We start from the raw sequence: 24,297 nt of genomic DNA, 5'->3' as shown, positions 1-24,297 counted from the left end.
CTCAGTCATTAAAGCCTAAAAAATACACAAAACTTATTGAAGAATTACGAGAAATCGGTAAGGTTGTTGGAAAGGAAATCTAATATGAAACTAAATGTGAACTTAGGAAAAGACAGTTATCCTATATATATTGAACAAGGTATTTTAAATAAAGCAAAAGAACTTATTTCCCAAGTCTTCACAGGTGCGAAAATCGTTATTGTCTCTGACGATAACGTTTTTCCACTTTATGGAGAACAGCTGATGAATCAGTTAAAAGACTCTTATGAAGTCTCTACAGTCGTTATTCCTCATGGAGAAACATCTAAGAGATTTGATATTCTACCTTCTATCTATTCACAATTACTAGAAGCTAAGATTACTAGAACTGACTTATTAATCGCATTAGGTGGAGGTGTGATTGGTGATCTAGCTGGATTTGTGGCAAGTACTTATATGCGTGGTATTAAGTTTGTCCAGATTCCTACCTCATTATTATCACAGGTAGACTCTTCAGTAGGTGGTAAAGTGGCAGTAGACTTACCAGAAGGAAAGAACTTAGTCGGTGCTTTTAAACATCCATTACTTGTTTTAATTGATCCTTTAACTCTTAAGACACTAGATCCTCATTTCATTACTGATGGCATGGGAGAAGTCATTAAATATGGCTGTATTAAAGATAAAACATTATTTGATCAATTAGCGCAGTACAAGGATTTTGATGATCTTTATAAAGATATTGATGAAATTATTTATAAATGTGTAGATATCAAGAGAGATGTTGTAGAAAAAGACTTATATGACTTTGGTGATCGTTTATGTCTTAACTTTGGTCATACAATTGGACACTCTATCGAGCAGCATTTCCATTATGAAAAGTATTCTCATGGTGAAGCAGTAGGTATTGGTATGGTAGCTATTACTCGTATCGCAGAACTTAAAGGATTATGTGAAAAAGGGACTACAAAACGTATAGAAGAAGCATTAGGACATTATAACCTCCCTACTCATGCCAATGTCCCTACAAAAGAACTGCTTAAAGCTATTGATCTCGATAAGAAAAACATCAATTCAACACTATCTTTTGTTTTACTTAAAACAATAGGAGAGTATTATGTACATAAGGATCAGAAAGAGATGATTCTGGAAGTAGAGGACATATAATGACAAAAATCACTATTACACCAAAAACACTTCAAGGAACAATTGCGGTTCCACCTTCTAAATCATTAGCCCATCGTGCCATTATCTGTGCTGCTTTAGCACCAGGAATGAGCCGTATTAGCGGTATTGATTATTCAGAAGACATTGAAGCCACAATAGAAGGTATGAAAGCCTTAGGTGCGATTATTAAGCAGGAAGGCGATACTTTAATTATTGATGGTTCTATTACATTAGGACTAGGAAGAGTAGAAATAGATGCCCATGAATCAGGATCTACATTACGTTTCCTTATGCCTTTATCACTAGTCAATTTCTCTCGTGTACACTTTGTCGGTAAAGGGAAACTCGGACAAAGACCACTTGATGTATACTATGATATCTTTGATAAACAGAAGATTGCCTATCTTAGAAAAGACTCAGAACGTTTAGATGTGATCTTAGATGGTCAGCTTCATTCAGATATATTTGAAGTACCAGGTAATGTTTCTTCACAATTTATCAGTGGATTGTTATTTACTTTACCTTTATTAAAAGGTGACTCACTCATTAAAATCACTACACCATTAGAATCTAAAGGTTACATTGACTTAACACTTGATATGTTAGAAAAGTTTGGTATTGAAATCATCAATCATGATTATCAGGCATTCCAGATTCGTGGTAATCAGAACTATAAACCATGTGACTACAATGTAGAAGCAGACTTCTCACAAGCTGCTTTCTATTTAGTGGCTGATTTACTAGGTAGTGATATCACAATCTCTAATTTGAATATGCATTCTTCTCAGGGAGATCGTGCAATTTTAGATATTATGGAACAGATGGGTGGAGAAATCGTAGAAACAAGCGAAGGTATCAAGGTTGTCTGCAATCAAATCAAACCAGCCACTATAGATGCATCACAATGTCCAGATTTAATGCCTGTTGTATCTGTTGCATGTGGTCTTGCAGAAGGAACATCACATATCATCAATGCATCACGTTTACGCATTAAAGAATGTGATCGTTTAACTGCTTCAGTTGAACTTTTAAAAGCTGCAGGTATTGATGCAGTTGAAGAAGAAGATAGTATGACTATTACTGGATCGACTTCTTATAACGGAGCAGAAGTGACAAGTTCTAATGACCATCGTATGTGTATGGCTGAAGCTATTTTATCTACACGCGCTGATGGTTCTATTACTATTGATGATAAGGATTGTGTAAAGAAGAGTTATCCAGGTTTCTTTGAAGACTTCAAATCACTAGGTGGTGAATATCATGAGTGCTAATTGGGGACATCATATCGAATTATCTTTATTTGGTGAAAGCCATGGGAAGGCTATTGGAATCACAATAGGTAACTTACCTGCTGGTATTAAGCTAGACATGGATGCTATTAATAAGGATATGCAAAGACGTGCGCCAGGTAAGAATCTAATGAGTACACAAAGAAAAGAAGCAGATGAAGTAGAAATACTCAGTGGTGTCTTAGATGGCTATACAACAGGTGCACCACTTTGTGGCATCATTAAGAATACATCCCAGCATTCTAAGGACTATTCTTATTTAAAGGATAATATGCGTCCAGGACATTCAGATTATCCTGCTTATATTAAATATAAAGGCTTTAATGATTTCAGAGGCGGAGGACACTTTTCTGGACGTCTCACAGCACCCATTGTATTTGCAGGTTCTATCGCAAAGCAGATCTTAAAAGAAAAAGGTATTCATGTCGGTGCGCATATTCTATCTATTAAAGATGTGAAGGATACGCATTATCCACTAGATATTACTCCATCTTACTTAGAAGAACTTAACCAGAAAGATTATCCTGTTATTCATGATGATATTTATGTACAGATGCAGGAAACAATTGAAGAAGCAAGAAAAGAAGGTAACAGTGTAGGTGGTAAGATTGAGTGTGCTGTGACAGGACTACCTGCAGGAATTGGAAATCCTTTCTTTGATAGTATTGAAGCCCATTTATCACCGTTGTTATTTAGTATTCCTGCTGTGAAGTCAGTCTCATTTGGTGATCTAGATGATATTACTTTGCTCAAAGGATCAGTTGCGAATGATGCTTACTATTATGAAGGAGACGAAGTCAAGACTTCTACAAACCATAATGGTGGTATTACTGGTGGTATTTCTAATGGTATGCCATTACTCTTTACAGTAGGCATTAAACCAACACCATCTATTTCTTTAAAACAGAATACAATCAATGTGAAAACACATAAAAATACAGAATTAGAAATTGTTGGAAGACATGATCCATGTATCATTCCTCGTGCGATTGTCGTTGTGGAAGCTATGGCAGCACTAGGTGTATTAGATATGCTGGAGGCTTTATGAGAGATTTAAAAACATGTCGAGAAGAAATAGATGCAATTGATAAGGAAATCATCGCTTTATTTGAAAAACGTATGCATGTTGCGAAAGATGTTATTACATATAAATTAGCCCATGATATGCAGATCTTTCAGAAGGATAGAGAAAAAGAGGTTATCCAGAAGAATGTAGATCGTCTAGAAGATAAATCTCTAGAATCTTATGCAAAAACATTTGTTCAGGATACAATGAACTTATCTAAAAGCTATCAGTCTACTTTTATTCCTTTAAAGAAATATGAAGCAACAGAACTTAAAGAACACTTTAAAGTAGGTTATCAGGGTGTTCCTGGTTCTTTCTCTAATCAGGCTATGAATTGCTGGTTTGGAGACATTGAAGGCATCAACTATCCTCGATTTGAAGATGTCTATCAGGCATTAGAAAAAGGAGAAATAGACTATGGTGTACTTCCTTTAGAAAACTCTTCTACTGGTGCTATTAATGATAACTATGACTTACTTACTAAGTATGGCTTTTATATTGTAGGTGAGCAGTCTATCACAATAGACCAGAATCTACTTGGTATCAAAGGAGCCAATCTAGAAGATATCAAAGATGTATATAGTCATGTACAGGGCTTAAAACAGACTTCTGAATTCTTGAATTCACATCATATTGAAGGTCATGAGTATTTGAATACTGCTGCAGCTGCAAAATATATTAGTGAAGCACAGGATCAAACAATAGGGGCGATTGCCTCTAGTGAAGCGGCAAAGCTCTATAATCTTGATATTATTGCCAGGGCAATACAAAATGATCAAAGCAATCATACACGCTTTATCATTATCTCAAGACAATATGAAATCAGACCATCTGCCAATCGTATCAGTATGGTCTTTACAGTCAATCATGAAGCCGGTGCTCTTTATGAAGTCATGAGAGTCGTTAAGGAACACAACATCAACATGGCCCGCATTGAATCAAGACCACTTCCATTATCTCCATGGGAATACTATTTCTATTTAGATATAGATGGCAACTTGAATCAGGATCATGTACAGCGTGCCTTACAGGAAATTAAAACATATACCAATACATTTAGAATGATTGGTAACTATGAAAGGAAGGAATCATGAAAAATATCGTTTTAATTGGAATCATGGGAAGTGGTAAAACAACATTCGGACATATGCTTTCACAAAAAACAGGTCATGAAATGATTGACTTAGATGATTATCTTGTGAATCGCTTTAATATGTCCATTCCAGATATGTTTGCGATTTCTGAAGACTATTTTAGAAATAATGAAACAACATGCTGTAAAGAAGTATCTGAGTTAGAAGGAAAGATCATCTCTACTGGAGGTGGGGTGATTAAAAGACCTGAAAACATTGCATATCTAAAGAAAAACGGTGTTGTTTTCTATATTGACCGTCCAATTGAAGATATTGTGAAGGATGTCGATCCAAGTGGCAGACCTCTATTAAAGGATGGTCCAGACAAGCTTTATGCTTTAGATAAAGAACGTAGAGATAAATATATGTCATCATGCGACTATCATATTATAAATGATGGTTCCCTTGAAAAAGTCATCAATTCTATTCTGAATATCATGAATTATTACAATAAATCCCCAATATAAGGGGATTTTTTATGTGTTTGCATAAAGTGTGAGAATATAATATAATGTGCTTTGTTTTGAGAGGAGAAAACAATGGAAAAATTATTTCATCTAAAAGAACATGGGACAAATGTTAAGACTGAAATACTAGCTGGTATTACAACTTTCTTAGCAATGGCCTATATTCTTGCAGTCAATCCTGCCATCTTAGGACAGGCACACATGAGTCATCAGGGTGTCTTCCTTGCGACTGCAATCTCTGCAGGTGCCGCAAGCATCTTCATGGGATTAATGGCAAACTACCCTGTATCTCTTGCGCCAGGTATGGGTGTTAACGCATTATTCACTTATACAATTGTAGGACAGATGGGATTATCACCTGAAGGGGCATTAGCCTGCGTATTCGTATCAGGTATTATCTTTGTCATCATTACAGTGACTAACATTCGTCGTATGATTATTAATGCGATTCCTGCACAGTTAAAACTTGCGATTGGTGCTGGTATTGGTTTCTTTGTTGCATTCGTAGGTTTAAAGAATGCAGGTATCGTAGTGGCAAGTGAATCTACATTTGTAACACTAGGAAACTTAAAGGATCCAACAGTATTACTTGCTTTATTTGGAATCATCATCACATTAGTATTATTAGTAAAGAATAAGCCAGCAGCCGTATTCTATGGCTTAATCATTACTGCAGTAGTAGGTGTTGTATTTGGTTCTATCTTTGGATTAAAAGGTATGCCACAGTTACCTTCTAAAATTGTATCAGTTAACTTTGATTTCAGCTTAGTAGGTGCTTTTGCAAGAGGGTTCAACGAAATGCTTACTCATCCACAGTGTATCGTTGCTATTTTCTCATTATTATTCGTAGACTTCTTTGATACTGCAGGTACATTAGTCGCTGTTGCATCAAAGGCTGATCTTATTGATGAAAATGGTGAATTAGTAAACGTTGAACGTGCATTACTTGCAGATGCTGTAGGAACTGTATTTGGTTCAATGATCGGTACTTCTACAGTTACATCTTTCGTAGAATCTACTTCAGGTGTTGGTGTTGGTGGACGTACAGGCTTAACTGCATGTACAACAGGTATTTGTTTCTTATTAACAGTATTCTTCTATCCAGTATTGTCTATGATTACTGAAGCAGTTACTGCCCCAGCATTAGTTATCGTTGGTATTTTAATGGCTTCTCAGTTAAAGGATATCAAGTGGGATAACTTGATCTTTGCGGCAAGTGGTTTCGTGACTATCATCTTCATGATTCTTGGATATTCAATTAGTAATGGTATCGCATTAGGATTCATCGTTTATGTCATCAGCATGATTGCGACAGGTCAGGCTAAAGACATCAACAAGATGGTCTGGATGCTATTTGTACTATTTATTGCATATTTTGCGTTTTTAATCTAACCAGTTTTTAATTAAACTGGTTTTTTTGTTCATATAGTGTTTTTAAAACGTGAGTATAATAATACTCAGGAGGAAAATATATGAATGATTTAATGAAAACCCCTAAAATGACACCAAGAATACAGTCCACATTAAAACATACTGTAGAAGTACCAGAAGTGATGTACAAAGCCAGTGGTATTAATGTAAATGGAAGACGTATAAAAAGTTTATTGTTTAGTACGGATGTTGCACTTATTGCGAATAATAACGCCGATGCCATTCTCTCTGTTTATCCCTTTACACCTACAATCCAGATCACCAATGCGATTATTGGTGTCGCCAGACAACCGGTTTTTGTAGGAGTAGGAGGAGGTACTACCAATGGTGCAAGAGTATTCAAGATTGCCTTAGATGCAGAATTACATGGTGCAGCTGCTGTTGTCCTCAATGCCCCTGTACATACAGAAATGATCAGAGAATTATCTCGTTTAGTAGATATTCCTATTGTCCTCACTGTTGTATCTTTGGACGAAGACTTAGAAGAACGTATGTTACATAGTGGTGCTAAAATCATCAACGTATCTGGTGGAAAACAAACAGTAGAAATCGTCAAGGCACTACGCGCTATTGATAAGGATTTCCCAATTATTGCGACAGGTGGACCAACAGAAGATACAATTAAAGAAGTCATTGAAGCAGGTGCGAACGCAGTCACATTTACACCTCCTACAAGTGCTGAAATATTTAAAGGTATGATGGAAAACTACCGTGAACAGATGAAGAAGTAGAAATACTTCTTCTTTTTTATGCAAAGAACCAGTATTTGTATATCCTATTTATGATTATTTGTGTTATTATGTGGACAAATGCATAAAAGGAGGAAAATGATTTGAAACAATATCTAGATATGTGTCGATATATCCTAGAACATGGAGAAGACCGTCCTGATCGTACAGGGACTGGTACACGTTCTGTATTTGGATATCAGACACGCTATGATTTACGTGAAGGATTTCCTCTTCTTACTACTAAGAAGATGTATTTACGTCCTATTGCGGAAGAACTATTATGGTTTATCAAAGGTGATACAAATATCAAATATCTTGTAGATCGTAATGTAAAAATATGGAATGAATGGCCTTATGAAGACTTTAAGAAGAGTGAAGACTTTAATGGTGAAACATTAGAAGAATTTGTAGAAAAGATCAAGAATGATGATGAATTTGCGAAGAAACATGGTAACTTAGGTCCTATTTATGGAGCACAATGGCGTAACTTCAATAATGAAGGCACTGACCAGCTAATGAAACTCATTGATTCTTTAAAGAATAATCCATTCTCTAGAAGACATATTATTTCTGCATGGAACCCTAGCCAGGTAGATGAGATGGCTTTACCACCATGTCATACACTTATGCAGTTCTATGTATCAAGTGATAAGAAGTACTTAAGCTGTCAGTTATATCAGAGAAGTGCTGATACATTCTTAGGTGTTCCATTTAATATCGCATCTTATGCCTTACTTACATGTATGCTTGCACAGGTATGTGGCTATGAACCAAAAGAATTTATTCATACAATCGGTGATGCTCATATCTATAAGGATCACTTTGATGTAGTTAAGACGCAGATTGAAAGAGAACCACTTCCTCTTCCTCATCTTGTATTAAATAAAGACATTGATAATCTATTTGATTTCAAGATTGAAGATATCAAGCTAGAAGGTTATCAGTCTCATGGTCCATTGAAAGGTAAGGTCAGTGTATGATCACTATTATTGTTGCAGCTGATAAGAATAATCTCATTGGTAAGAAGGGAACAGACAATGGGATGCCATGGCATAACAGCGAAGACTTTAAACACTTTAGAAGTACAACACTCAATCATACATTATTAATGGGGAAAACTACTTACCAGGCTATTGGTAAACCATTACCTAAACGCCATACTATTGTCCTTTCTCATAATTTTGAAGATGAAAGAGTAGAAGTAGTGGATGATTTAGAAGGCACTATTAAAGCTTTTAAAGAACGTGGTGAAGATCTCTTTATTTCTGGCGGTGCTTCTGTATATAAACAGGCACTTCCATATTGTGATCAGATTTTATTGTCACGTATTCCTGGAGATTATACAGGAGAAACATATTTCCCTGACTTTTCTGAATATAACTACCGTCTCGTAGAAGAAAAGCCGTTTGAGACATTTACACTAGAAATCTATCAAAAATGAAAAGACTTATATTAATTGTGCTTCGTTTTTTCTTTGAACTACCTATATTGATTTTCCAGTTAAAGTATATCAAGAAGCATAAAGATACTATTCCTTTTGATGAACGTATTGACTGGTCAAGAAGACTTTTAAAGAAAGCAACTAAAAGAGCACGTGTTAATCTTACAATCACAGGAACACAGTATCTACCTGAAACTGGTGCATTCTTTGTAGCTCCTAACCATCAGGGATTATTTGATATTCTTGCATTATTTGACAGTATTGAACGTCCTTTCAAGATTGTCTTTAAAAAAGAACTATTAGATGTTATCTTACTTAGAGATGTGGCTGAATTTATGGAATATCCAGCCATTGACCGTACAAATTTAAGAGCTTCTATGAAGCTTATGAGACAGGTTAAAAAGGAAATGACTGAAGGTATTCCTTATGTCATCTTCCCAGAAGGAACACGTTCTAAAAAAGGAAATGAATTATTAGAATTCAAGGGTGGTACATTTAAACCGGCTATAGATGCACAGGTCCCAATTATTCCATGTGTTATGTATAACTGCTTTAAAGTATTAGACAGTAACTCTATTAAGAAAGTTGATTGTGGCATCCACTATTTACCTCCACTCCCTTATGAAGAATATAAGGATATGAGCAGTGTAGAAGTGGCTAATCTTGTACAATCTAGAATACAGACTAAAATGGATGAACTCATTAAGGAACATGCTTAGGCACGTTCTTTTTTTTATCTAACTATAAATAAAAGGGATAATTTGGTATAATGAGGAACAAGGAAGGAGAGGATACTATGTTTGGACATTTACAAATTAAAAGTGCTTATAGCTTTCAGGAGAGTACAATACTTATTCAATCTCTTATAGATAACGCAAAATCAAAACATATCCAGGCTCTTGCCTTAACAGATGATAACAACATGTATGGGGCCTATGAATTCTATGAAGCCTGCAAGAAGGCTTCTATTAAGCCGATACTAGGTGTCAATGCCTCTATTATGTTTAATGATGACCTGATTCATCTTGCACTTTATGCACGTGATGATGTAGGTTATAAGGATTTAGTACGTATTGTGAGTGATATTAACTTAAGTGAGAATAAAGCTATCACATTGAAAGCTTTATCAAACTATCGTGATCATCTTTATGTTGTTTCTCATGAATATGAAGATCGACTCATCGAAAAAGAAGCCACAAGTAAAGAAGACTTATTTACTCATGCTCAAATAGAAAGTCCAGTACTTAGCTTTATGAAAATTATGAAGAAGCTCTTTGGTGCCTCTTATCGTATAATGATTGTGGAAGATGGTTTCAAGGGACATACACTTCGTAATCAGACATTGATTAAATATGCTCAGTTCTTAGATATTCCCTGTGTATGGGGGAATGATGTGCGTTACTTACATCCTCATGATGCTTTTACGCTTGACCTCTTACAAGCTTCTAAAAAGGGTGAAGTTTTGAATAAGGATCATGAACCACTTACAAGTGAACGTTATCTAAAAACAGAAAGAGAAATCAGAGAACTGTTTAGTCGTTATCCAGATATTATTAAGAATGCTGAAGAAATGATAGATAACTGTTATGGGTCTATCCAGAAGACAGAAAATGGTTTACCTCATTACAAGACACCTATGAATGATAGTGGTGTTTATTTAAGACATTTATGTATCAAAGGACTTAAACAACGCTTTAGAAACCAGCCTATTACAGATAACTATAAAGACCGTTTACTCTATGAATTAAAAACCATTCATACGATGGGGTATGATGATTACTTCTTAATTGTATTTGATTATGTACAATATGCGAAAAAACATGGTATACTCGTAGGTCCAGGAAGAGGATCAGCCGCAGGCTCACTGGTTGCCTATTGCTTAGGAATCACAAATATTGATCCATTAAAATATGATCTACTCTTTGAACGTTTCTTAAATCCAGAAAGAGTATCCATGCCAGATATTGACGTAGACTTCCAGGATGATCGTCGTGATGAAGTCATTCAATATGTATGTGACAAATATGGTCATGATCATGTAGCCCAGATTGTCGCATTTTCTACATATGGGCCACGTGTCGCAATAAAGGATTTAGGAAAAGTGATGGGAATCCCTTTACCGAGACTTGAAATGATTGCGAAGATGGTACCTACAGCACCTAAACATCGTAAAACAATTAGTGAAGTCTATTCTACAAGTGCCTCATTCCAGGATATGATTCAAAAAGATCCAGTCCTTTCACGCCTTATTGGACCTATGAGCTTAGTAGAATATCTTCCACGTAATATCACTAAGCATGCAGCAGGAGTTGTCTTATCCTATGAACCATTAAGAGATGTAGTCCCTTTAGTTGTTGGTCCTAGTGATATGATCATGAGTCAGTACTCTAAGGATTATATCGAAAAAACAGGACTCCTTAAGATGGACTTCTTAGGCTTAAAGAACTTGACTATGATTGACTATGTTATGAAGGATATAGAAAGAAGACTTGGTAAGACATTTTCTATTAATAGTATTCCGCTTAATGATGCACGTACCTACCACCTTATCTCTCGTGGTGATACAACAGGTGTATTCCAGTTAGAATCAACTGGTATGCGTTCATTACTCATGAAGATGAAACCTGGATGCTTTGATGATATCGTTGCAGCCATTGCGTTATATAGACCAGGTCCAATGGAAAACATTCCTCTCTATCTAGAAGGTAGAAAGAATAAAAATAATATTACTTACTTACTTAAAGAACTAGAACCAATCCTAAAGTCTACTTATGGTATTATGATTTATCAGGAACAGATCATGCAGATAGCTCAGGTCATTGCAGGATTCTCTTTAGGGCGTGCAGATATATTAAGAAAAGCTGTATCCAGCAAAGATGAAATCATGATGGCAGGTATGAAAGAAGAATTTATTCAAGGCGCTATGAAAAAAGGCTTTAAAGAAGGTGTTGTCACAAAGCTTTATCATATGATTGAGAAATTTGCGAACTATGGATTTAATAAGAGTCATTCTGTCGCTTATAGCTATGTCGCTTATCAATTGGCTTATTTAAAAGCCAATTATCCACTCTATTTCTTTGCAGCCATTCTTTCCAATGAATCAGGTTCTGCTTCTAGTAAGATGCGCATTATAGAAGAATCTAAACGCTATGGAGTCAAGATTCTTCCACCTTCTATTAACTATTCTTATTCACGCTTTGTAGTAGAAGAGGGAGGAATACGTTATTCTCTAGTTTCTATTAAGAATGTAGGGTCTGCTGGCTATAAGATGATTATTCAAGAAAGAGAAAAAGGTCTCTTTAAGGACATGTATGATTTCTTAGGCAGACTTCCTTCTTTATCATCTAAGATGTTAGAAAGTTTAATAGATGCAGGGGCTTTTGATGAATTTAATAAAAATCGTGCTTATTTACGTAAGAATATTTCACTTATGTTGGAGTATATACAATTAGGAGTCGATGAAAAACCAATCTTTGAAGAAGTCAGAGAAAACAAATATGAACGTTTAGAAAGAGAAAGAGAAGTACTTGGTCTTTATGTATCTACACATCCTATTGTGTATGTAAAACAGAAGATTAAACATTCTCTAGTTAATTTAGTAGATGTAGAAAACTATATGGATCGTAACATATTAGTTGTATGTTCTATTAGTTCAGTACGTGGCATTGTAGATAAGAAAGGTCGAGAAATGGCATTTGTTGAAGGACAGGATGAAACAGGACAGGTAGAATTTGTCTGCTTCTCTAACCAATATGAACGTTTTAAGAATATATTAGAAAGAGGAAAGATTGTGGAAATGAATGTACGTGTTCAATACCGTGATCGTTTATCTCTTATTATCAATCAAGTAAAGGAGTTATAAAATGGAAGAATTAATATTAATAGATGGGAACTCATTACTATTTAAGGCATTCTATGCCACTAGCTATACAGGAAACTATATGGTGAATCGTAATGGTATTCCTACTAATGGTGTCTATGGATTTGCCCGTATGGTGGATAAGATCCTCGATAATAATCCTAAGTATGTGATTGTTGCTTTTGATTATGGAAAGAAAACATTCCGTAATGAATTGTTGGATACCTATAAAGCACAAAGAAAAGAAACACCAGAAGAACTGATTCCTCAGTTCTCTCTCGCAAGAGAATACTTAACAGCCCATAATATCACATGGTATGAAGTAGAAGGCTTTGAAGGTGATGATATTATTGGTACACTTGTAGATTTTGGTGAAAAGAATAACTTGAAAGTATCTGTCTATACAGGAGATAAAGATGCGTTCCAGCTTATTTCACCTCAAACTACAATCTATCGTACAGTCAAAGGTGTTACTGAACTTGATATTTATAACGAACAGACTTTACTTGATAAATATGGCTTAAAGCCAGATCAAATCAGAGATTTCCTAGGATTAATGGGCGATACTGCCGATAATATCCCAGGTATTAAAGGTGTAGGTGAAAAGACTGCCTTAAAACTATTACACCAGTATGAAACCATTGAAGGTTTAGAAGAACATCAGAATGAACTCAAGGGTAAGATGGGTGAAAAGATTAGAGCGGGTATGGAAGATGCCTTAATGAGTAAGAAGGTGGCTACAATACTAAGAGATGTTCCTTTAGATGTTGATTTAAAGAAAGCAGAGTATGAAGGCTATGACTATGATACATTAAAGTCATTCTATGAAACATATGATATGAACTCTCTTATTAAATCTATGACAATTGAAGCAGCACCTAAAAAGGAATTAAAGCTAGAAATAGTGGACCATATGCCTGAAATCACAAAAGACAGTGCTGTCTATGCTTCTATTTATGATACAAACTATCATCGTTCTATTATTCTAGGTTATGGTATTTATAATGATGAACAGGCTTATTTTATTTCTTATGAGAATGCTCTTAAGGATGAATCATTCCTGGCTTATCTAAAGGACGAAAATAAGAAGAAGTATGGCTATGATATCAAGAGTGCAGTTATTGGTTCTAGATGGAATGGTGTAGAAATCAATGGTTATACATTTGATTTATCACTTGCTTCTTATGTATTAGAACCAGCTATTAAAGAAGAACTCAAATATGTATGTACACATTTTGATTATGATGGTGTTTTGTATGATGAAGAAGTATTTGGAAAGGGTGCTAAAAAGCATATTCCAGATGATGCATTACTTGCTCAGCATACTGTTTCTAAAGCCAAGGCTATTTATGAATTAAAAGATGTTGTCACAAAAGAATTAAAAGATAAAAAGCAATATGAACTATATGAAGACATTGAACTTCCTGTCACACGTATCTTGGGAGAAATGGAATTTGCAGGAACTGAAATAGATTTAGGTGTATTAAAAGAAATGGATGAAGCCTTTGATGAAACAATTGAAAAGCTGTCTAATGATATCTACCGTATCTCAGGTACAACCTTCAACATCTCTTCTCCTAAACAGTTAGGTCAGGTCTTATTTGAAAATCTAGGATTAAAGGGTGGAAAGAAGACAAAGACAGGTTATTCTACAAGTCAGGATGTTTTAGAAAAAATCATTGATGCCCATCCTGTTGTTCCATTAGTTCTTGAATATAGAATGTTGACTAAACTTTCTTCTACATACTTAAAAGGACTACAGGAACAGGTTTTTCCAGACAATAAGATCCATACAATCTACAAACAGACACTTACCCATACAGGACGTTTATCTTCTGTAGATCCAAATCTTCAGAATATTCCAGTCAGAAGTGAAGAAGGTAAGCTTATTAGAAAAGCCTTTGTTTCACATAATGGCTATCTTGTATCTTTCGACTATTCTCAGATTGAATTAAGAATTCTTGCACATATGGCTCATGTGACTAATTTGATTGATGCCTTCAATCAAGGTAAGGATATCCATAGACATACAGCTGCTTTAGTATTTGGGGTGAAGGATGAAGAAGTCACTCCACAGATGCGTTCTCAGGCAAAAGCCGTTAACTTCGGTATTATTTATGGTATGAGTGAATTCAGACTTTCTAAGGATATTGGTATGTCTATTCAAGAAGCAAGAAACTTCATTAATAAATATTTTGAAACATATCCAGAAGTAAAAACATATATGGATGAAGTCGTAGAAGTATGTAAAAAACAGGGTTATGTCTCTACATTACTGAATCGAAAAAGATATATTCCTACAATCAATGATAAGAACTTCATGGTACGTCAGCAGGCACAGAGATATGCCATGAATACACCAATCCAGGGAACAGGTGCGGATATTCTAAAACTTGCGATGATTGAAGTAGATAAAGCACTAAAAGTTCATCACTTAAAATCTCAGATGATTCTTCAGGTACACGATGAATTGATCTTCGATGTCTTTGAAGATGAATTAGAAGAAGTGATGTCTCTTGTGAAAGAAAAGATGGAAAGCTGCATTAAGATGGATGTTCCTCTTATTGTAGAAGGCAACTATGCCAAGAACTGGTGTGAATTAAAGTAATGCCAGAATTACCAGAAGTAGAAACAGTACGAAGAACCCTCAAGAACTTCGTACTTCATAAAACAATTGACTCGATAGAAGTACGTTATCCACGTATTATTGATGGAGATGTAGAAACATTTGTTTCTACACTTATTCATCAATCCATATGTGATATAGACCGATATGGTAAATATTTGATCTTTATTTTAGATCATGACGCATTTATTTCTCATCTAAGAATGGAAGGGAAATACAATATAAAAATGAAAGATGAACCCTATGATAAACATGATCATATTATCTTTCATATGACAGATGGCACAGATCTTCGTTATAACGATACAAGAAAGTTTGGTCGTATGCAGTTGGTAGACAAAGAATACTATCATGAAATACCACCACTAAGTCGCTTAGGACAGGAACCAATGGAAGCAACATTTGATTACATCTATCCTCGTATTCATCAAAGTCATCTGCCTATCAAACAATTATTACTAGACCAATCTATTTTTACTGGAATTGGAAATATCTATGCGAACGAAATATGTTTTAGAATGGGTATGGATCCTCGTACAAGAGGTGACAGACTCTCAAAAAAACGTATTTTAGAATTAATAGAAGTATCCAGTACTATTTTGATGGAAGCTATTGCCCAGGGTGGTACAACCATTCATTCATTTGATGCCAATGGAATCCATGGATTATTCCAGGTTACTTTATCTGTCCATGCACAAACGACATGTTCAGAGTGTCTTGGACCTATAAAGAAAATCACGATTGCAGGAAGAGGCACATACTACTGCCCAAACTGCCAGAAAAGGAGATACTAAATATGTTGAATTGGGGTGTAATAGGATTAGGAAGAATTGCCCAGAGATTCTGTGACAGCTTGTCTCATTTTGATGAAGCATGCTTTTATGCAGGGGCTTCTCATAATCCAGAAAAAAGACAACAATTTAAGGAACTCTATCATCCAGAAAAACTCTATGATGACTATATCAAATTACTTGAAGATGAGAATGTAGATATTGTCTATATCGCATTACCACATGCATCTCATTATCACTATGCATTAGAAGCAATGAAGCATCATAAAGCCGTTCTTGTAGAAAAGCCAGCTGCTTTAACAGGTGAAGAAATAAGAACACTCTGTGAGTATTCAGAAAAGAATCATGTCTTCTTTATGGAAGCCATGAAATCTAGATTTATTCCAATGATCAATCAAGTTCATAAAGAAATAGAAAAAGGTATTATTGGAGATATTGTCTCTATAGAAAACCATTTCCAGTCCATTGTACCTTATAATGAACAATCTTATATTTATGACCCAGAACAGGGTGGCGCGTTATATGATACAGGTATTTATAATATTGCGGCTGTCCTTGATTTTGTGAAGAGTCCTGTTGTTTCTATTTCTAATGATGTGAAGATGGAACACGATGTGGATGTACATGATGCAATTACTCTTACATTTGAAAATGGGGTGAAAGCTTTCATGGAAGCGTCACTTGATGGACCAGTAAGAAAAGATATGATCATTACAGGTACAAAAGGGACAATTACTTTAGACCCATTCTACCGTCCTACAAAAGCGATTATTTCATTCAATGGTGAATCCTTCACAGGAGAGATACCTTATGATATTGATGATTTTCATACTGAAATTGCAGCATGTCATGAAGCCATTGCGTATATTAAGGTAGAAAGTGATCGTATGAGTCATCAGGATAGTATTGATTGTATAGAACTCATGGAACGTATTGGAGAAACAATATGCAGGTCATAGGACTCACTGGTGGTATTGCGAGTGGTAAGAGTACTGTCAGTTATTATCTCATGACTCATGGCTATGAAGTGATTGATGCAGATGATATCTCACGTCATGCTTTAGAACCTGATACAAAAGCTTTTAAACAGGTTATTGAACACTTTCCTGTACTTGAAAACGGAAAAATCAACAGACAGAAGTTGGCAGATATTATCTTTAATGATCAGGACGAAAAGAACTATTTAGAAAGTATCCTTCATCCCTATATTAGAAGTGTCATTGTACAAAAAATCCAACAATCTAAAAATAGCCTTGTCTTTATTGATGTCCCATTGCTATTTGAAGCAGGGTGGGATGATCTATGTGACCATACAGTAGTAGTCAGCTGCGACAAGGAAACACAGATTCAAAGAGTCTTATCACGTGACCATTGTACACGTACGCAGGCACTTAACCGTATTAGAAACCAGATGTCTTTAGAAGACAAAGAAAAACGTGCCGACTATATTATTAGAAACAATACAAACTATTATGATTTAGAAAAAGAAATACTAAGAGTATTAAAGGAGGTGGAATAAGATGCTTTATGCAACAGATGTCTATTTAAGTGAACGTTCATTACCGCTTAGTAGTAATGACTGTGATATTCTCACTTATTTATATGCCCCATTACTCAAGACGCAGGCTTATAGCCTTTATATGTATTTGAATGTAGAATCTATGCGTATGCGTCATTTCCACCAGCCATGTGCAATCAGTCGCCTGACTATGGCTTTAAATCTAGATCTAGAAGAACTCGATCAGGCAAGAAAGACATTAGAAGGATTAAGCTTGCTTAAATCTTATTATAAGGAATCAGAAGGACAAGGTGTCTATATTTTCCATCTTATGTCACCTCTAGGTGTCAACGCCTTCTTTAGAAATCAGATTCTTGCAGGACTATTACAGAAAACAATAGGAATAGAAGAATATACCAAAACAAAGAATTACTTCCGTTCAGGACTAGAAAAAATCACTGAATACGAAGAAGTGACTTCACGCTTTGAAGATGTCTTCACAATTGATTTATCACAAAATAAACCATTACGACATGATTCAGGATATCAGGAAGAAGAAAGTGAACGTCCTATTATTCACTATGATCTCACTCTCTTCTATGAAACATTAAAGGACTATCAGGTTCCTATGAAAATAGTGACACGTAATGAAGATACCATTAAGCAGATTGCGACTCTTTATGCGATTGATCAGCTATCTCTCGCATTAATGGTCAAGGATGCGATTGGGGAAGGAAAATTTAATCGTAAATCATTAGTAGAACAGGCAAAGCGTTATTATAGTGCTGATTCAGTAAGCTCACTTAAAGAGGTCTACCATACCCAGCCTATTCAGCATGCTTCCCCACAGACAAATAACGATTCTCTCAACAAGCATTTTAGATATCTTGAGACAATATCCCCTTATCAATTATTGAAGAATAAACAGGGAGGAAAAGAACCAGCTCTTCATGATCTAAATGTTGCGGAATCATTGATGGCTATGGGACTTACACCTGCAGTCACTAATATGTTGATAGAATATGTCTTAGGTAGAAGTAATGGCCGATTAGATAAGAACTATTGTGAAACAATCGGTGCTTCATGGGTGAGAAAAGGATTAAAGAGCGCTCGTGATGCCTATCAGGAGGTTCATAATTCAAAACCTCAGCAAGTAATGAAGAAGACAACAAAGAAAAAAGTGACGCAGCCTGAAATAGTCACTGATCAGGATAAAGAGGAATTAAGAAAAATGATGGAAGGTCTAGGAGGTGATCTATGATGATGAAAGCAGGTCAGATTCTTTCATTTGATAAAGAATTAGAAAATACAAGAAAGCAGAGTTTGCAGGAATTAATCAAAAGACAAGATATTAGAGAATTTGTGGAAAAGAATCATTTAACTAAAAAGGCTCTAGAAGATGCCTGGGTGGACTTACTTGCCTATGTTGATGATCATGAACCTTGTATACATTGTCATGGAATCAATGAATGTCCTAAGATGAATAAAGGTCAGCAGATTACTTTAAGCTATGATTCTTATGTTCATCGTGATGTACGCAGCTGTATTTATGGTCTTGAAAAGCATGAAAACGATCAGCTTCTTTCTCGCTTCCATTACAACAATATGTCTACAAGACTTGCACTAATTAGCTTGAAAGATATGGCTGCTGAAGCAATGAATAAAAATGATGCAGGTACGATTATTTTGACTAAACAGTTGATTGAATACATCAACAAGCCACAAACTAAAGGTTTCTTAGTATGTGGTGGACCAAATCGTACAAGAATCATGGCAGGTATGATGAACGCACTTGCTAGACGTGGCTATGAAGTAGGCTTATGTCATGTACCTACACTTATGGCAGATGTGAAAGCAAGCTTTAATTCAAATGAAGACACTTCTTTAGTGGAACTTGTAAAAAACATACCTTATTTACTCTTGGATAGTGTTGGTGAAGAAAATATCACTAACTGGTCTAGAGACGAAGTTCTTGCAATGATTTTAGACTATCGTATCCTGAATGAATTGCCTACTTTCATGACTTCTTCATACGGTTTTGAAGACCTGGAAACGATTTACATGAGTAAATATAATGATAAACGTGAACAGTTAAGAGCGAAAAATATTGTTTCTAAAATGAAAGCGCTATGTTGTGAAATAATTATTGACTAAGAAAATTTCTTGGAATAGAATTGTTGATGGTAAGGAACGAACAATTATGCTAGAATGATTTTGAATATAGTTCATAAGTTGAGAGGAGAAAAAAATGGTTAAGTGTATTGGTGTATTAACTTCTGGGGGAGATGCTCCTGGAATGAATGCTGCAATTCGTGCAGTTGCTAGAACTTGTCTTAACAAGGGTATCGAAGTATATGGCGTTAGACTTGGCTATAAGGGTCTTCATGAAGGTAAGTTCATGAAATTCGATCGTCATAGTACTCGTAATATCATCAATAATGGTGGTACTATGTTAAAGTCTGCTCGTTTCCCTGAATTCAAGGATCCTGAAATCAGAAAAGAAGCAATCGAACAGATGAAAAAAGTAGGTATGGAAGCATTAGTAGTCATCGGTGGTGACGGTTCATACAATGGTGCTTTAAAACTCACAGAAATGGGAGTAAATTGTATTGGTCTTCCAGGAACAATTGACAATGATATTCCTGATACTGATTTCACAATTGGATTTGATACTGCATTAAATACAATTGTTGAAGCATTAGATAGATTAAGAGATACTTCTTCTTCACATCAGAGATGTACTATCCTTGAAGTAATGGGTAGAAGATGTGGTGACCTTGCAATTAATGCAGGTATCGCAGCTGGTGCTGAACTAGTGATCACTTCTGATACTGGTTATGATGAAGAAAAGATCATCGAAAGATTAAAACAGTCAAAGGCATCTGATAAGGACCATGCAATCGTGGTTATTACTGAACATATCACTGATGTCAATGAACTTGCAAAGAAAGTCGAAGCTGCAACAGGTTTCGAAACTCGTGCAAATGTCTTAGGTCATTTACAGCGTGGTGGTAGACCAACTGCAAGAGACCGTGTCTTAGCTAGCCGTATGGGTGTTAAGGCTGTAGAACTTCTTGAAGAAGGTAAAGGTGGACTTTGCGTAGGTGAAGTACATGGTCAGATTACTGCTTTCCCTATTACAGAAGTATTAAGTCATAAGCATGTTGCTGATGCAGGTATTTACGAAGACGCTAAGAAGTTACGTTAATTTCTCAGTGTGTTTGTTAAATATATATAACGGAGTGTAAATTTATTTGGTTGATTAAGGAGTCTAAAATGGTTAAAGAAAAAATGAAAAAAACAAAAATTGTTTGTACTATTGGTCCTGCTTCACAGGATAAAGAAATGTTAAAGAAGCTTATTAAAGCTGGTATGAACGTAATGCGTTGTAACTTCTCTCATGGTGACTATGAAGAACATGGTATGAAGATGGATACTTTAAGAGAAGTAAATAAGGAAATTGGTTCTGATGTAGCTATCATGCTTGATACTAAAGGTCCTGAAATCCGTACTGGTGCTTTCGAAGGTGGATTCACTGAATTCAAGAAAGGTCAGGTTTCAGTAATCACTCCAGAAGAAATTGTTGGTTCTGCAGATCGTTTCACAATTTCTTATAAGGAATTATACAAGGATGTTAAGCCTGGTGCTTATATCTTAGTTAATGATGGTCAGGTTGCATTATTAGTTGACCACGTTGAAGGACAGGATATCTACTGTGTAGCTGCTAACGATGGTAGAGTTAAGAACACTCGTGGTATCAACGTTCCAGGTACTAAGTTACAGTTTGAATTCTTATCAGAAAAAGATAAGAACGACTTAATCTTCGGTTGCAAACAGGATGTAAACTTCATTGCTGCTTCATTCGTAAGAAGAAAACAGGATGTATTAGATATTAAGAAATTACTTGCTGAAAACGGTAAGCCAGATATTAAAGTATTACCAAAGATCGAATGTGTTGAAGGTGTTGAAAACATCGATGAAATCATCGAAGTATCTGATGGTATCATGGTTGCTCGTGGTGACTTAGGTGTAGAAGTACCTGCTGAAGATGTACCTCTAATCCAGAAATCAATCATCAAGAAATGTAATGCTGCTGGTAAGATCGTTATTACTGCAACTCAGATGCTTGAATCTATGCAGGAAAACCCAAGACCAACAAGAGCTGAAGTATCTGACGTAGCTAACGCTATCTATGATGGTACTGATGCTATCATGTTATCTGGTGAATCTGCTCAGGGTAAATATCCTGAAGAAGCAGTATCAACTATGAATAAGATTGCTCATAAGATCGAAGAAAACTTAGACTATGCTTCAATCTTAAGAAGAGCTATCAGAACTGCTGATAACACTAACTCTTCAGAAGCTATCTGTATGTCAGTTGCTGAAATCGCTGCTAACTTCAACGTTTCAGCTATCATCGCATTCACTGAAACAGGTGCTACTGCTAAACGTATGTCACGTTATAGACCACATTGCCCAATCATCGCTCCAACTCCATCTGATGATACAGTTAAGAAATTAGCTCTTAACTGGGGTGTTAAGCCTGTACTTTGCAAATCTATGAAATCAAGAGAAGGTTTAATGGATCTTGCAATGGTTATCGCTAAGGAAAACGGAATTTCAGCTGGTGAACAGGTAATCGTAACTGGTGGTACTCCAGGTGTTTCTGGTTTAACAAGTTACTTAGAAATCGTTACAATCAAATAATTTTTGATAATTAGGAATAGGGTGACCTATTCCTTTTTTCTTTATTGACAATTAATTGAAGTGGTGTACAATAAAGTCACAAGCAATGAAACAGGATATGTCTTTAAGATAAAAACTTACTAGAGAGGAAGAACTGGTGGAAACTTCCAAGATATTTACTTAAGGGTACTCCCTGTGATGCCGAACTCGAAAGAGATTCCGTTACTCGCGTTAAGAGATCAGAGGTTATGCATTGCATAACGAATAAAGGTGGTAACACGAGACTTCGTCCTTTGATGAGGTCTCTTTTTATTTATAGGAGGAGAATATGAGCGATTTTTTAAATGACAAAGATTTAAATACTTTAAATCATTCATGTGCACACGTATTAGCACAGGCAGTTAAACATCTTTACCCACAGGCTAAATTCTGGGTTGGACCAGTAGTAGAAGAAGGATTCTATTATGATATCGATTTAGGTGATGAGACTATTTCTGATGATGACTTACCTAAGATTGAAAAAGAAATGAAGAAAATCTGTAAAGATGGTAAGAGAATCGTGAGACATGAAGTATCTAAAGAAGATGCTTTAGAAGAATTCAAGGATGACGAATATAAGCTAGACTTAATCAATGGTTTAGAAGATGGTACAATCACTACTTATTCACAGGGTGATTTCACTGACTTATGTCGTGGTCCACATGTAGAAACAGTTAAATTATGTAAGAACTTCAAGTTAATCAAACATTCAGGTGCTTACTGGAAAGGTGATAAGAACAACAAGGTTCTTCAGAGAATATATGGTGTATGTTTCCCAACTAAAGAAGAATTAGAAGCACATCTTCAGTTATTAGAAGAAGCAAAAGAAAGAGATCACAGAAGACTTGGTAAAGAATTAGGTATCTTCATGTTTGCTGATATCGTAGGTAAAGGTTTACCAATGTGGTTACCTAACGGTTTTACTGTTAGACGTTTATTATCTGATTACATCATGAACAAAGAATTAGAATTAGGTTATGAACATGTTATGACACCATCTCTTGGTAACGTTAAGTTATACAAGAAATCAGGACACTGGGCTCATTATAAAGATGATATGTTCCCAGCTATGGAATTAGATGATGAAGTATATGTATTAAGACCTATGAACTGTCCGCACCATATGGTTATGTATAAATCTACATTACATTCATATCGTGATCTTCCAGTTAGAATTGCGGAAATTGCGAACGATTTCCGTTTTGAAGCAAGTGGTGCTTTAACTGGTATCGAACGTGCAAGAGCCTTCACACAGAATGATTCACATATCTTCTGTCGTCCAGACCAGATTGCTCAGGAATTCAAGAATGTAGCACACTTAATTCTTGATGTATATAAGGACTTTGGTTTCAAAGATTACTCATTCCGTTTATCATTAAGAGATAAGAACAACAAAGAAAAGTATTTCGGTAATGATGAATTATGGGAAAAGAGTGAAAATGAATTACGTGAAGTATTAAAAGAAATGAATGTAGAATTCTATGAAGCAGAAGGCGAAGCAGCATTCTATGGTCCTAAACTTGACGTACAGGTAAAGAGTGCATTAGGACATGATGTTACTTTATCTACTATCCAGTTAGACTACCAGTTACCAGAAAGATTTGAATTAACTTATGTTGATGAAAATGGTGATAAGGTAAGACCTGTTGTTATTCATAGAGCAATCCTTGGTTCATTAGATCGTTTCGTTGCCTTCTTACTAGAAGAAACAAAAGGTAATCTTCCTCTATGGTTAGCACCTACTCAGGTTCAGGTTATTCCAGTTAAACTTGAATACCATGATGAATACGCAAAAGAAGTTGTTGCTAAGTTAAGAAAAGCACACTTCAGAGTAAATAACGATAATAGAGATGAAAAGCTTGGTTATCGTATCAGAGAAGCACAGCTAAAGAAGATCCCTTATCAGTTAGTACTTGGTGATAACGAAAGAGATAATGGTACTGTGACTTATCGTAAACATGGTGAAAAGAAACAGACTACAGTCACTTTTGAAGAATTCGTAGAATTATTAAATAAAGAAGTAGAAAACAAAACTTTAAGCCACTAATACATCTGACTCCCTTTGCTGGGAGTCTTTTTTTGTAAAAAGACAAAAAT

At 35.5% G+C, this 24,297-nt stretch carries 20 protein-coding genes; all 20 read left to right on the top strand.

The features are described 5' to 3' along the window. Nucleotides 1-84 precede the first annotated feature (84 nt). The 20 genes from aroB to thrS all read left to right on the top strand — a co-directional run bounded on the left by aroB (nucleotide 85) and on the right by thrS (nucleotide 24,247). Nucleotides 85-1,143, top strand: coding sequence for a 3-dehydroquinate synthase (gene aroB, locus QZQ55_RS01885; protein WP_295089217.1), 1,059 nt, complete (start codon nucleotides 85-87; stop codon nucleotides 1,141-1,143). Beyond that, nucleotides 1,143-2,414 carry a 3-phosphoshikimate 1-carboxyvinyltransferase gene (aroA, locus tag QZQ55_RS01880; protein ID WP_295089214.1) on the top strand — a complete coding sequence of 424 codons (1,272 nt, stop codon included), beginning with the start codon at nucleotides 1,143-1,145 and terminating at the stop codon, nucleotides 2,412-2,414. Before aroB ends, aroA begins: the two co-directional genes overlap by 1 nt. Further along, nucleotides 2,404-3,480, top strand: coding sequence for a chorismate synthase (gene aroC / locus QZQ55_RS01875; protein WP_295089211.1), 1,077 nt, complete (start codon nucleotides 2,404-2,406; stop codon nucleotides 3,478-3,480). Before aroA ends, aroC begins: the two co-directional genes overlap by 11 nt. After that, nucleotides 3,477-4,592 carry a bifunctional chorismate mutase/prephenate dehydratase gene (locus QZQ55_RS01870; protein WP_295089209.1) on the top strand — a complete coding sequence of 372 codons (1,116 nt, stop codon included), beginning with the start codon at nucleotides 3,477-3,479 and terminating at the stop codon, nucleotides 4,590-4,592. Before aroC ends, QZQ55_RS01870 begins: the two co-directional genes overlap by 4 nt. Then, complete coding sequence (locus QZQ55_RS01865; RefSeq protein ID WP_295089206.1) at nucleotides 4,589-5,098, top strand: shikimate kinase; 510 nt, start codon at nucleotides 4,589-4,591, stop codon at nucleotides 5,096-5,098. Before QZQ55_RS01870 ends, QZQ55_RS01865 begins: the two co-directional genes overlap by 4 nt. 72 nt (nucleotides 5,099-5,170) lie before the next feature. Further along, on the top strand, nucleotides 5,171-6,490 hold the full coding sequence (locus QZQ55_RS01860; protein ID WP_295089204.1) for an NCS2 family permease: 1,320 nt from the start codon (nucleotides 5,171-5,173) through the stop codon (nucleotides 6,488-6,490). 80 nt (nucleotides 6,491-6,570) lie between these two features. Continuing rightward, entirely contained in the window at nucleotides 6,571-7,260 is a 690-nt protein-coding gene (locus tag QZQ55_RS01855) for a hypothetical protein (RefSeq protein WP_006504896.1), read from the top strand. Between the two features lie 119 nt (nucleotides 7,261-7,379). Then, nucleotides 7,380-8,240, top strand: a complete 861-nt coding sequence (locus QZQ55_RS01850; RefSeq protein ID WP_363128266.1) for a thymidylate synthase — start codon at nucleotides 7,380-7,382, stop codon at nucleotides 8,238-8,240. Continuing rightward, nucleotides 8,237-8,701 (top strand): dihydrofolate reductase, encoded by a 465-nt coding sequence (locus QZQ55_RS01845; RefSeq protein ID WP_295089198.1) that lies wholly within the window; start codon nucleotides 8,237-8,239, stop codon nucleotides 8,699-8,701. Before QZQ55_RS01850 ends, QZQ55_RS01845 begins: the two co-directional genes overlap by 4 nt. After that, nucleotides 8,698-9,420 carry a 1-acyl-sn-glycerol-3-phosphate acyltransferase gene (locus QZQ55_RS01840; RefSeq protein WP_295089195.1) on the top strand — a complete coding sequence of 241 codons (723 nt, stop codon included), beginning with the start codon at nucleotides 8,698-8,700 and terminating at the stop codon, nucleotides 9,418-9,420. Before QZQ55_RS01845 ends, QZQ55_RS01840 begins: the two co-directional genes overlap by 4 nt. A 77-nt stretch (nucleotides 9,421-9,497) precedes the next feature. Further along, complete coding sequence (dnaE, locus tag QZQ55_RS01835; RefSeq protein ID WP_295089192.1) at nucleotides 9,498-12,563, top strand: DNA polymerase III subunit alpha; 3,066 nt, start codon at nucleotides 9,498-9,500, stop codon at nucleotides 12,561-12,563. A 1-nt stretch (nucleotide 12,564) separates the two neighbouring features. After that, nucleotides 12,565-15,168 (top strand): DNA polymerase I, encoded by a 2,604-nt coding sequence (gene polA, locus QZQ55_RS01830; protein ID WP_295089189.1) that lies wholly within the window; start codon nucleotides 12,565-12,567, stop codon nucleotides 15,166-15,168. Continuing rightward, nucleotides 15,168-15,980, top strand: a complete 813-nt coding sequence (gene mutM / locus QZQ55_RS01825; protein ID WP_295089186.1) for a bifunctional DNA-formamidopyrimidine glycosylase/DNA-(apurinic or apyrimidinic site) lyase — start codon at nucleotides 15,168-15,170, stop codon at nucleotides 15,978-15,980. The genes polA and mutM overlap by 1 nt, the downstream gene beginning before the upstream one ends. A gap of 2 nt (nucleotides 15,981-15,982) precedes the next feature. Further along, nucleotides 15,983-16,936: a Gfo/Idh/MocA family protein gene (locus tag QZQ55_RS01820; protein WP_295089183.1), complete on the top strand. Its 954-nt coding sequence runs from the start codon at nucleotides 15,983-15,985 to the stop codon at nucleotides 16,934-16,936. Next, the gene (coaE, locus tag QZQ55_RS01815) at nucleotides 16,924-17,496 is read left to right on the top strand and encodes a dephospho-CoA kinase (RefSeq protein ID WP_295089180.1); all 573 of its coding nucleotides are present in this window, start codon (nucleotides 16,924-16,926) and stop codon (nucleotides 17,494-17,496) included. Before QZQ55_RS01820 ends, coaE begins: the two co-directional genes overlap by 13 nt. A 1-nt stretch (nucleotide 17,497) precedes the next feature. Continuing rightward, nucleotides 17,498-18,736: a DnaD domain protein gene (locus QZQ55_RS01810; protein ID WP_295089177.1), complete on the top strand. Its 1,239-nt coding sequence runs from the start codon at nucleotides 17,498-17,500 to the stop codon at nucleotides 18,734-18,736. Next, nucleotides 18,733-19,629, top strand: coding sequence for a hypothetical protein (locus tag QZQ55_RS01805; protein ID WP_295089174.1), 897 nt, complete (start codon nucleotides 18,733-18,735; stop codon nucleotides 19,627-19,629). Before QZQ55_RS01810 ends, QZQ55_RS01805 begins: the two co-directional genes overlap by 4 nt. Before the next feature lie 94 nt (nucleotides 19,630-19,723). Next, nucleotides 19,724-20,683, top strand: coding sequence for a 6-phosphofructokinase (pfkA, locus tag QZQ55_RS01800; RefSeq protein ID WP_270467525.1), 960 nt, complete (start codon nucleotides 19,724-19,726; stop codon nucleotides 20,681-20,683). Between the two features lie 68 nt (nucleotides 20,684-20,751). Next, entirely contained in the window at nucleotides 20,752-22,182 is a 1,431-nt protein-coding gene (gene pyk / locus QZQ55_RS01795) for a pyruvate kinase (RefSeq protein WP_295089171.1), read from the top strand. A gap of 307 nt (nucleotides 22,183-22,489) precedes the next feature. Further along, nucleotides 22,490-24,247, top strand: a complete 1,758-nt coding sequence (thrS, locus tag QZQ55_RS01790; RefSeq protein WP_295089168.1) for a threonine--tRNA ligase — start codon at nucleotides 22,490-22,492, stop codon at nucleotides 24,245-24,247. Nucleotides 24,248-24,297 lie beyond the last annotated feature (50 nt).

This window comes from uncultured Catenibacterium sp., assembly GCF_900540665.1.
Lineage (GTDB): Bacteria > Bacillota_I > Bacilli_A > Erysipelotrichales > Coprobacillaceae > Catenibacterium.
This window is presented reverse-complemented; position numbering and strand designations above follow the sequence as displayed.

What these genes read in the sequence shown, in the direction of transcription:
- coaE (WP_295089180.1), top strand. Translation starts at nt 16,924, where the DNA reads ATGCAGGTCATAGGACTCACTGGTGGTATTGCGAGTGGTAAGAGTACT.
- QZQ55_RS01850 (WP_363128266.1), top strand. Translation starts at nt 7,380, where the DNA reads ATGTGTCGATATATCCTAGAACATGGAGAAGACCGTCCTGATCGTACA.
- pyk (WP_295089171.1), top strand. Translation starts at nt 20,752, where the DNA reads ATGGTTAAAGAAAAAATGAAAAAAACAAAAATTGTTTGTACTATTGGT.
- QZQ55_RS01810 (WP_295089177.1), top strand. Translation starts at nt 17,498, where the DNA reads ATGCTTTATGCAACAGATGTCTATTTAAGTGAACGTTCATTACCGCTT.
- mutM (WP_295089186.1), top strand. Translation starts at nt 15,168, where the DNA reads ATGCCAGAATTACCAGAAGTAGAAACAGTACGAAGAACCCTCAAGAAC.
- QZQ55_RS01805 (WP_295089174.1), top strand. Translation starts at nt 18,733, where the DNA reads ATGATGATGAAAGCAGGTCAGATTCTTTCATTTGATAAAGAATTAGAA.
- pfkA (WP_270467525.1), top strand. Translation starts at nt 19,724, where the DNA reads ATGGTTAAGTGTATTGGTGTATTAACTTCTGGGGGAGATGCTCCTGGA.
- thrS (WP_295089168.1), top strand. Translation starts at nt 22,490, where the DNA reads ATGAGCGATTTTTTAAATGACAAAGATTTAAATACTTTAAATCATTCA.
- QZQ55_RS01870 (WP_295089209.1), top strand. Translation starts at nt 3,477, where the DNA reads ATGAGAGATTTAAAAACATGTCGAGAAGAAATAGATGCAATTGATAAG.
- QZQ55_RS01860 (WP_295089204.1), top strand. Translation starts at nt 5,171, where the DNA reads ATGGAAAAATTATTTCATCTAAAAGAACATGGGACAAATGTTAAGACT.
- dnaE (WP_295089192.1), top strand. Translation starts at nt 9,498, where the DNA reads ATGTTTGGACATTTACAAATTAAAAGTGCTTATAGCTTTCAGGAGAGT.
- QZQ55_RS01855 (WP_006504896.1), top strand. Translation starts at nt 6,571, where the DNA reads ATGAATGATTTAATGAAAACCCCTAAAATGACACCAAGAATACAGTCC.
- QZQ55_RS01865 (WP_295089206.1), top strand. Translation starts at nt 4,589, where the DNA reads ATGAAAAATATCGTTTTAATTGGAATCATGGGAAGTGGTAAAACAACA.
- aroA (WP_295089214.1), top strand. Translation starts at nt 1,143, where the DNA reads ATGACAAAAATCACTATTACACCAAAAACACTTCAAGGAACAATTGCG.
- QZQ55_RS01820 (WP_295089183.1), top strand. Translation starts at nt 15,983, where the DNA reads ATGTTGAATTGGGGTGTAATAGGATTAGGAAGAATTGCCCAGAGATTC.
- QZQ55_RS01840 (WP_295089195.1), top strand. Translation starts at nt 8,698, where the DNA reads ATGAAAAGACTTATATTAATTGTGCTTCGTTTTTTCTTTGAACTACCT.
- QZQ55_RS01845 (WP_295089198.1), top strand. Translation starts at nt 8,237, where the DNA reads ATGATCACTATTATTGTTGCAGCTGATAAGAATAATCTCATTGGTAAG.
- aroB (WP_295089217.1), top strand. Translation starts at nt 85, where the DNA reads ATGAAACTAAATGTGAACTTAGGAAAAGACAGTTATCCTATATATATT.
- polA (WP_295089189.1), top strand. Translation starts at nt 12,565, where the DNA reads ATGGAAGAATTAATATTAATAGATGGGAACTCATTACTATTTAAGGCA.
- aroC (WP_295089211.1), top strand. Translation starts at nt 2,404, where the DNA reads ATGAGTGCTAATTGGGGACATCATATCGAATTATCTTTATTTGGTGAA.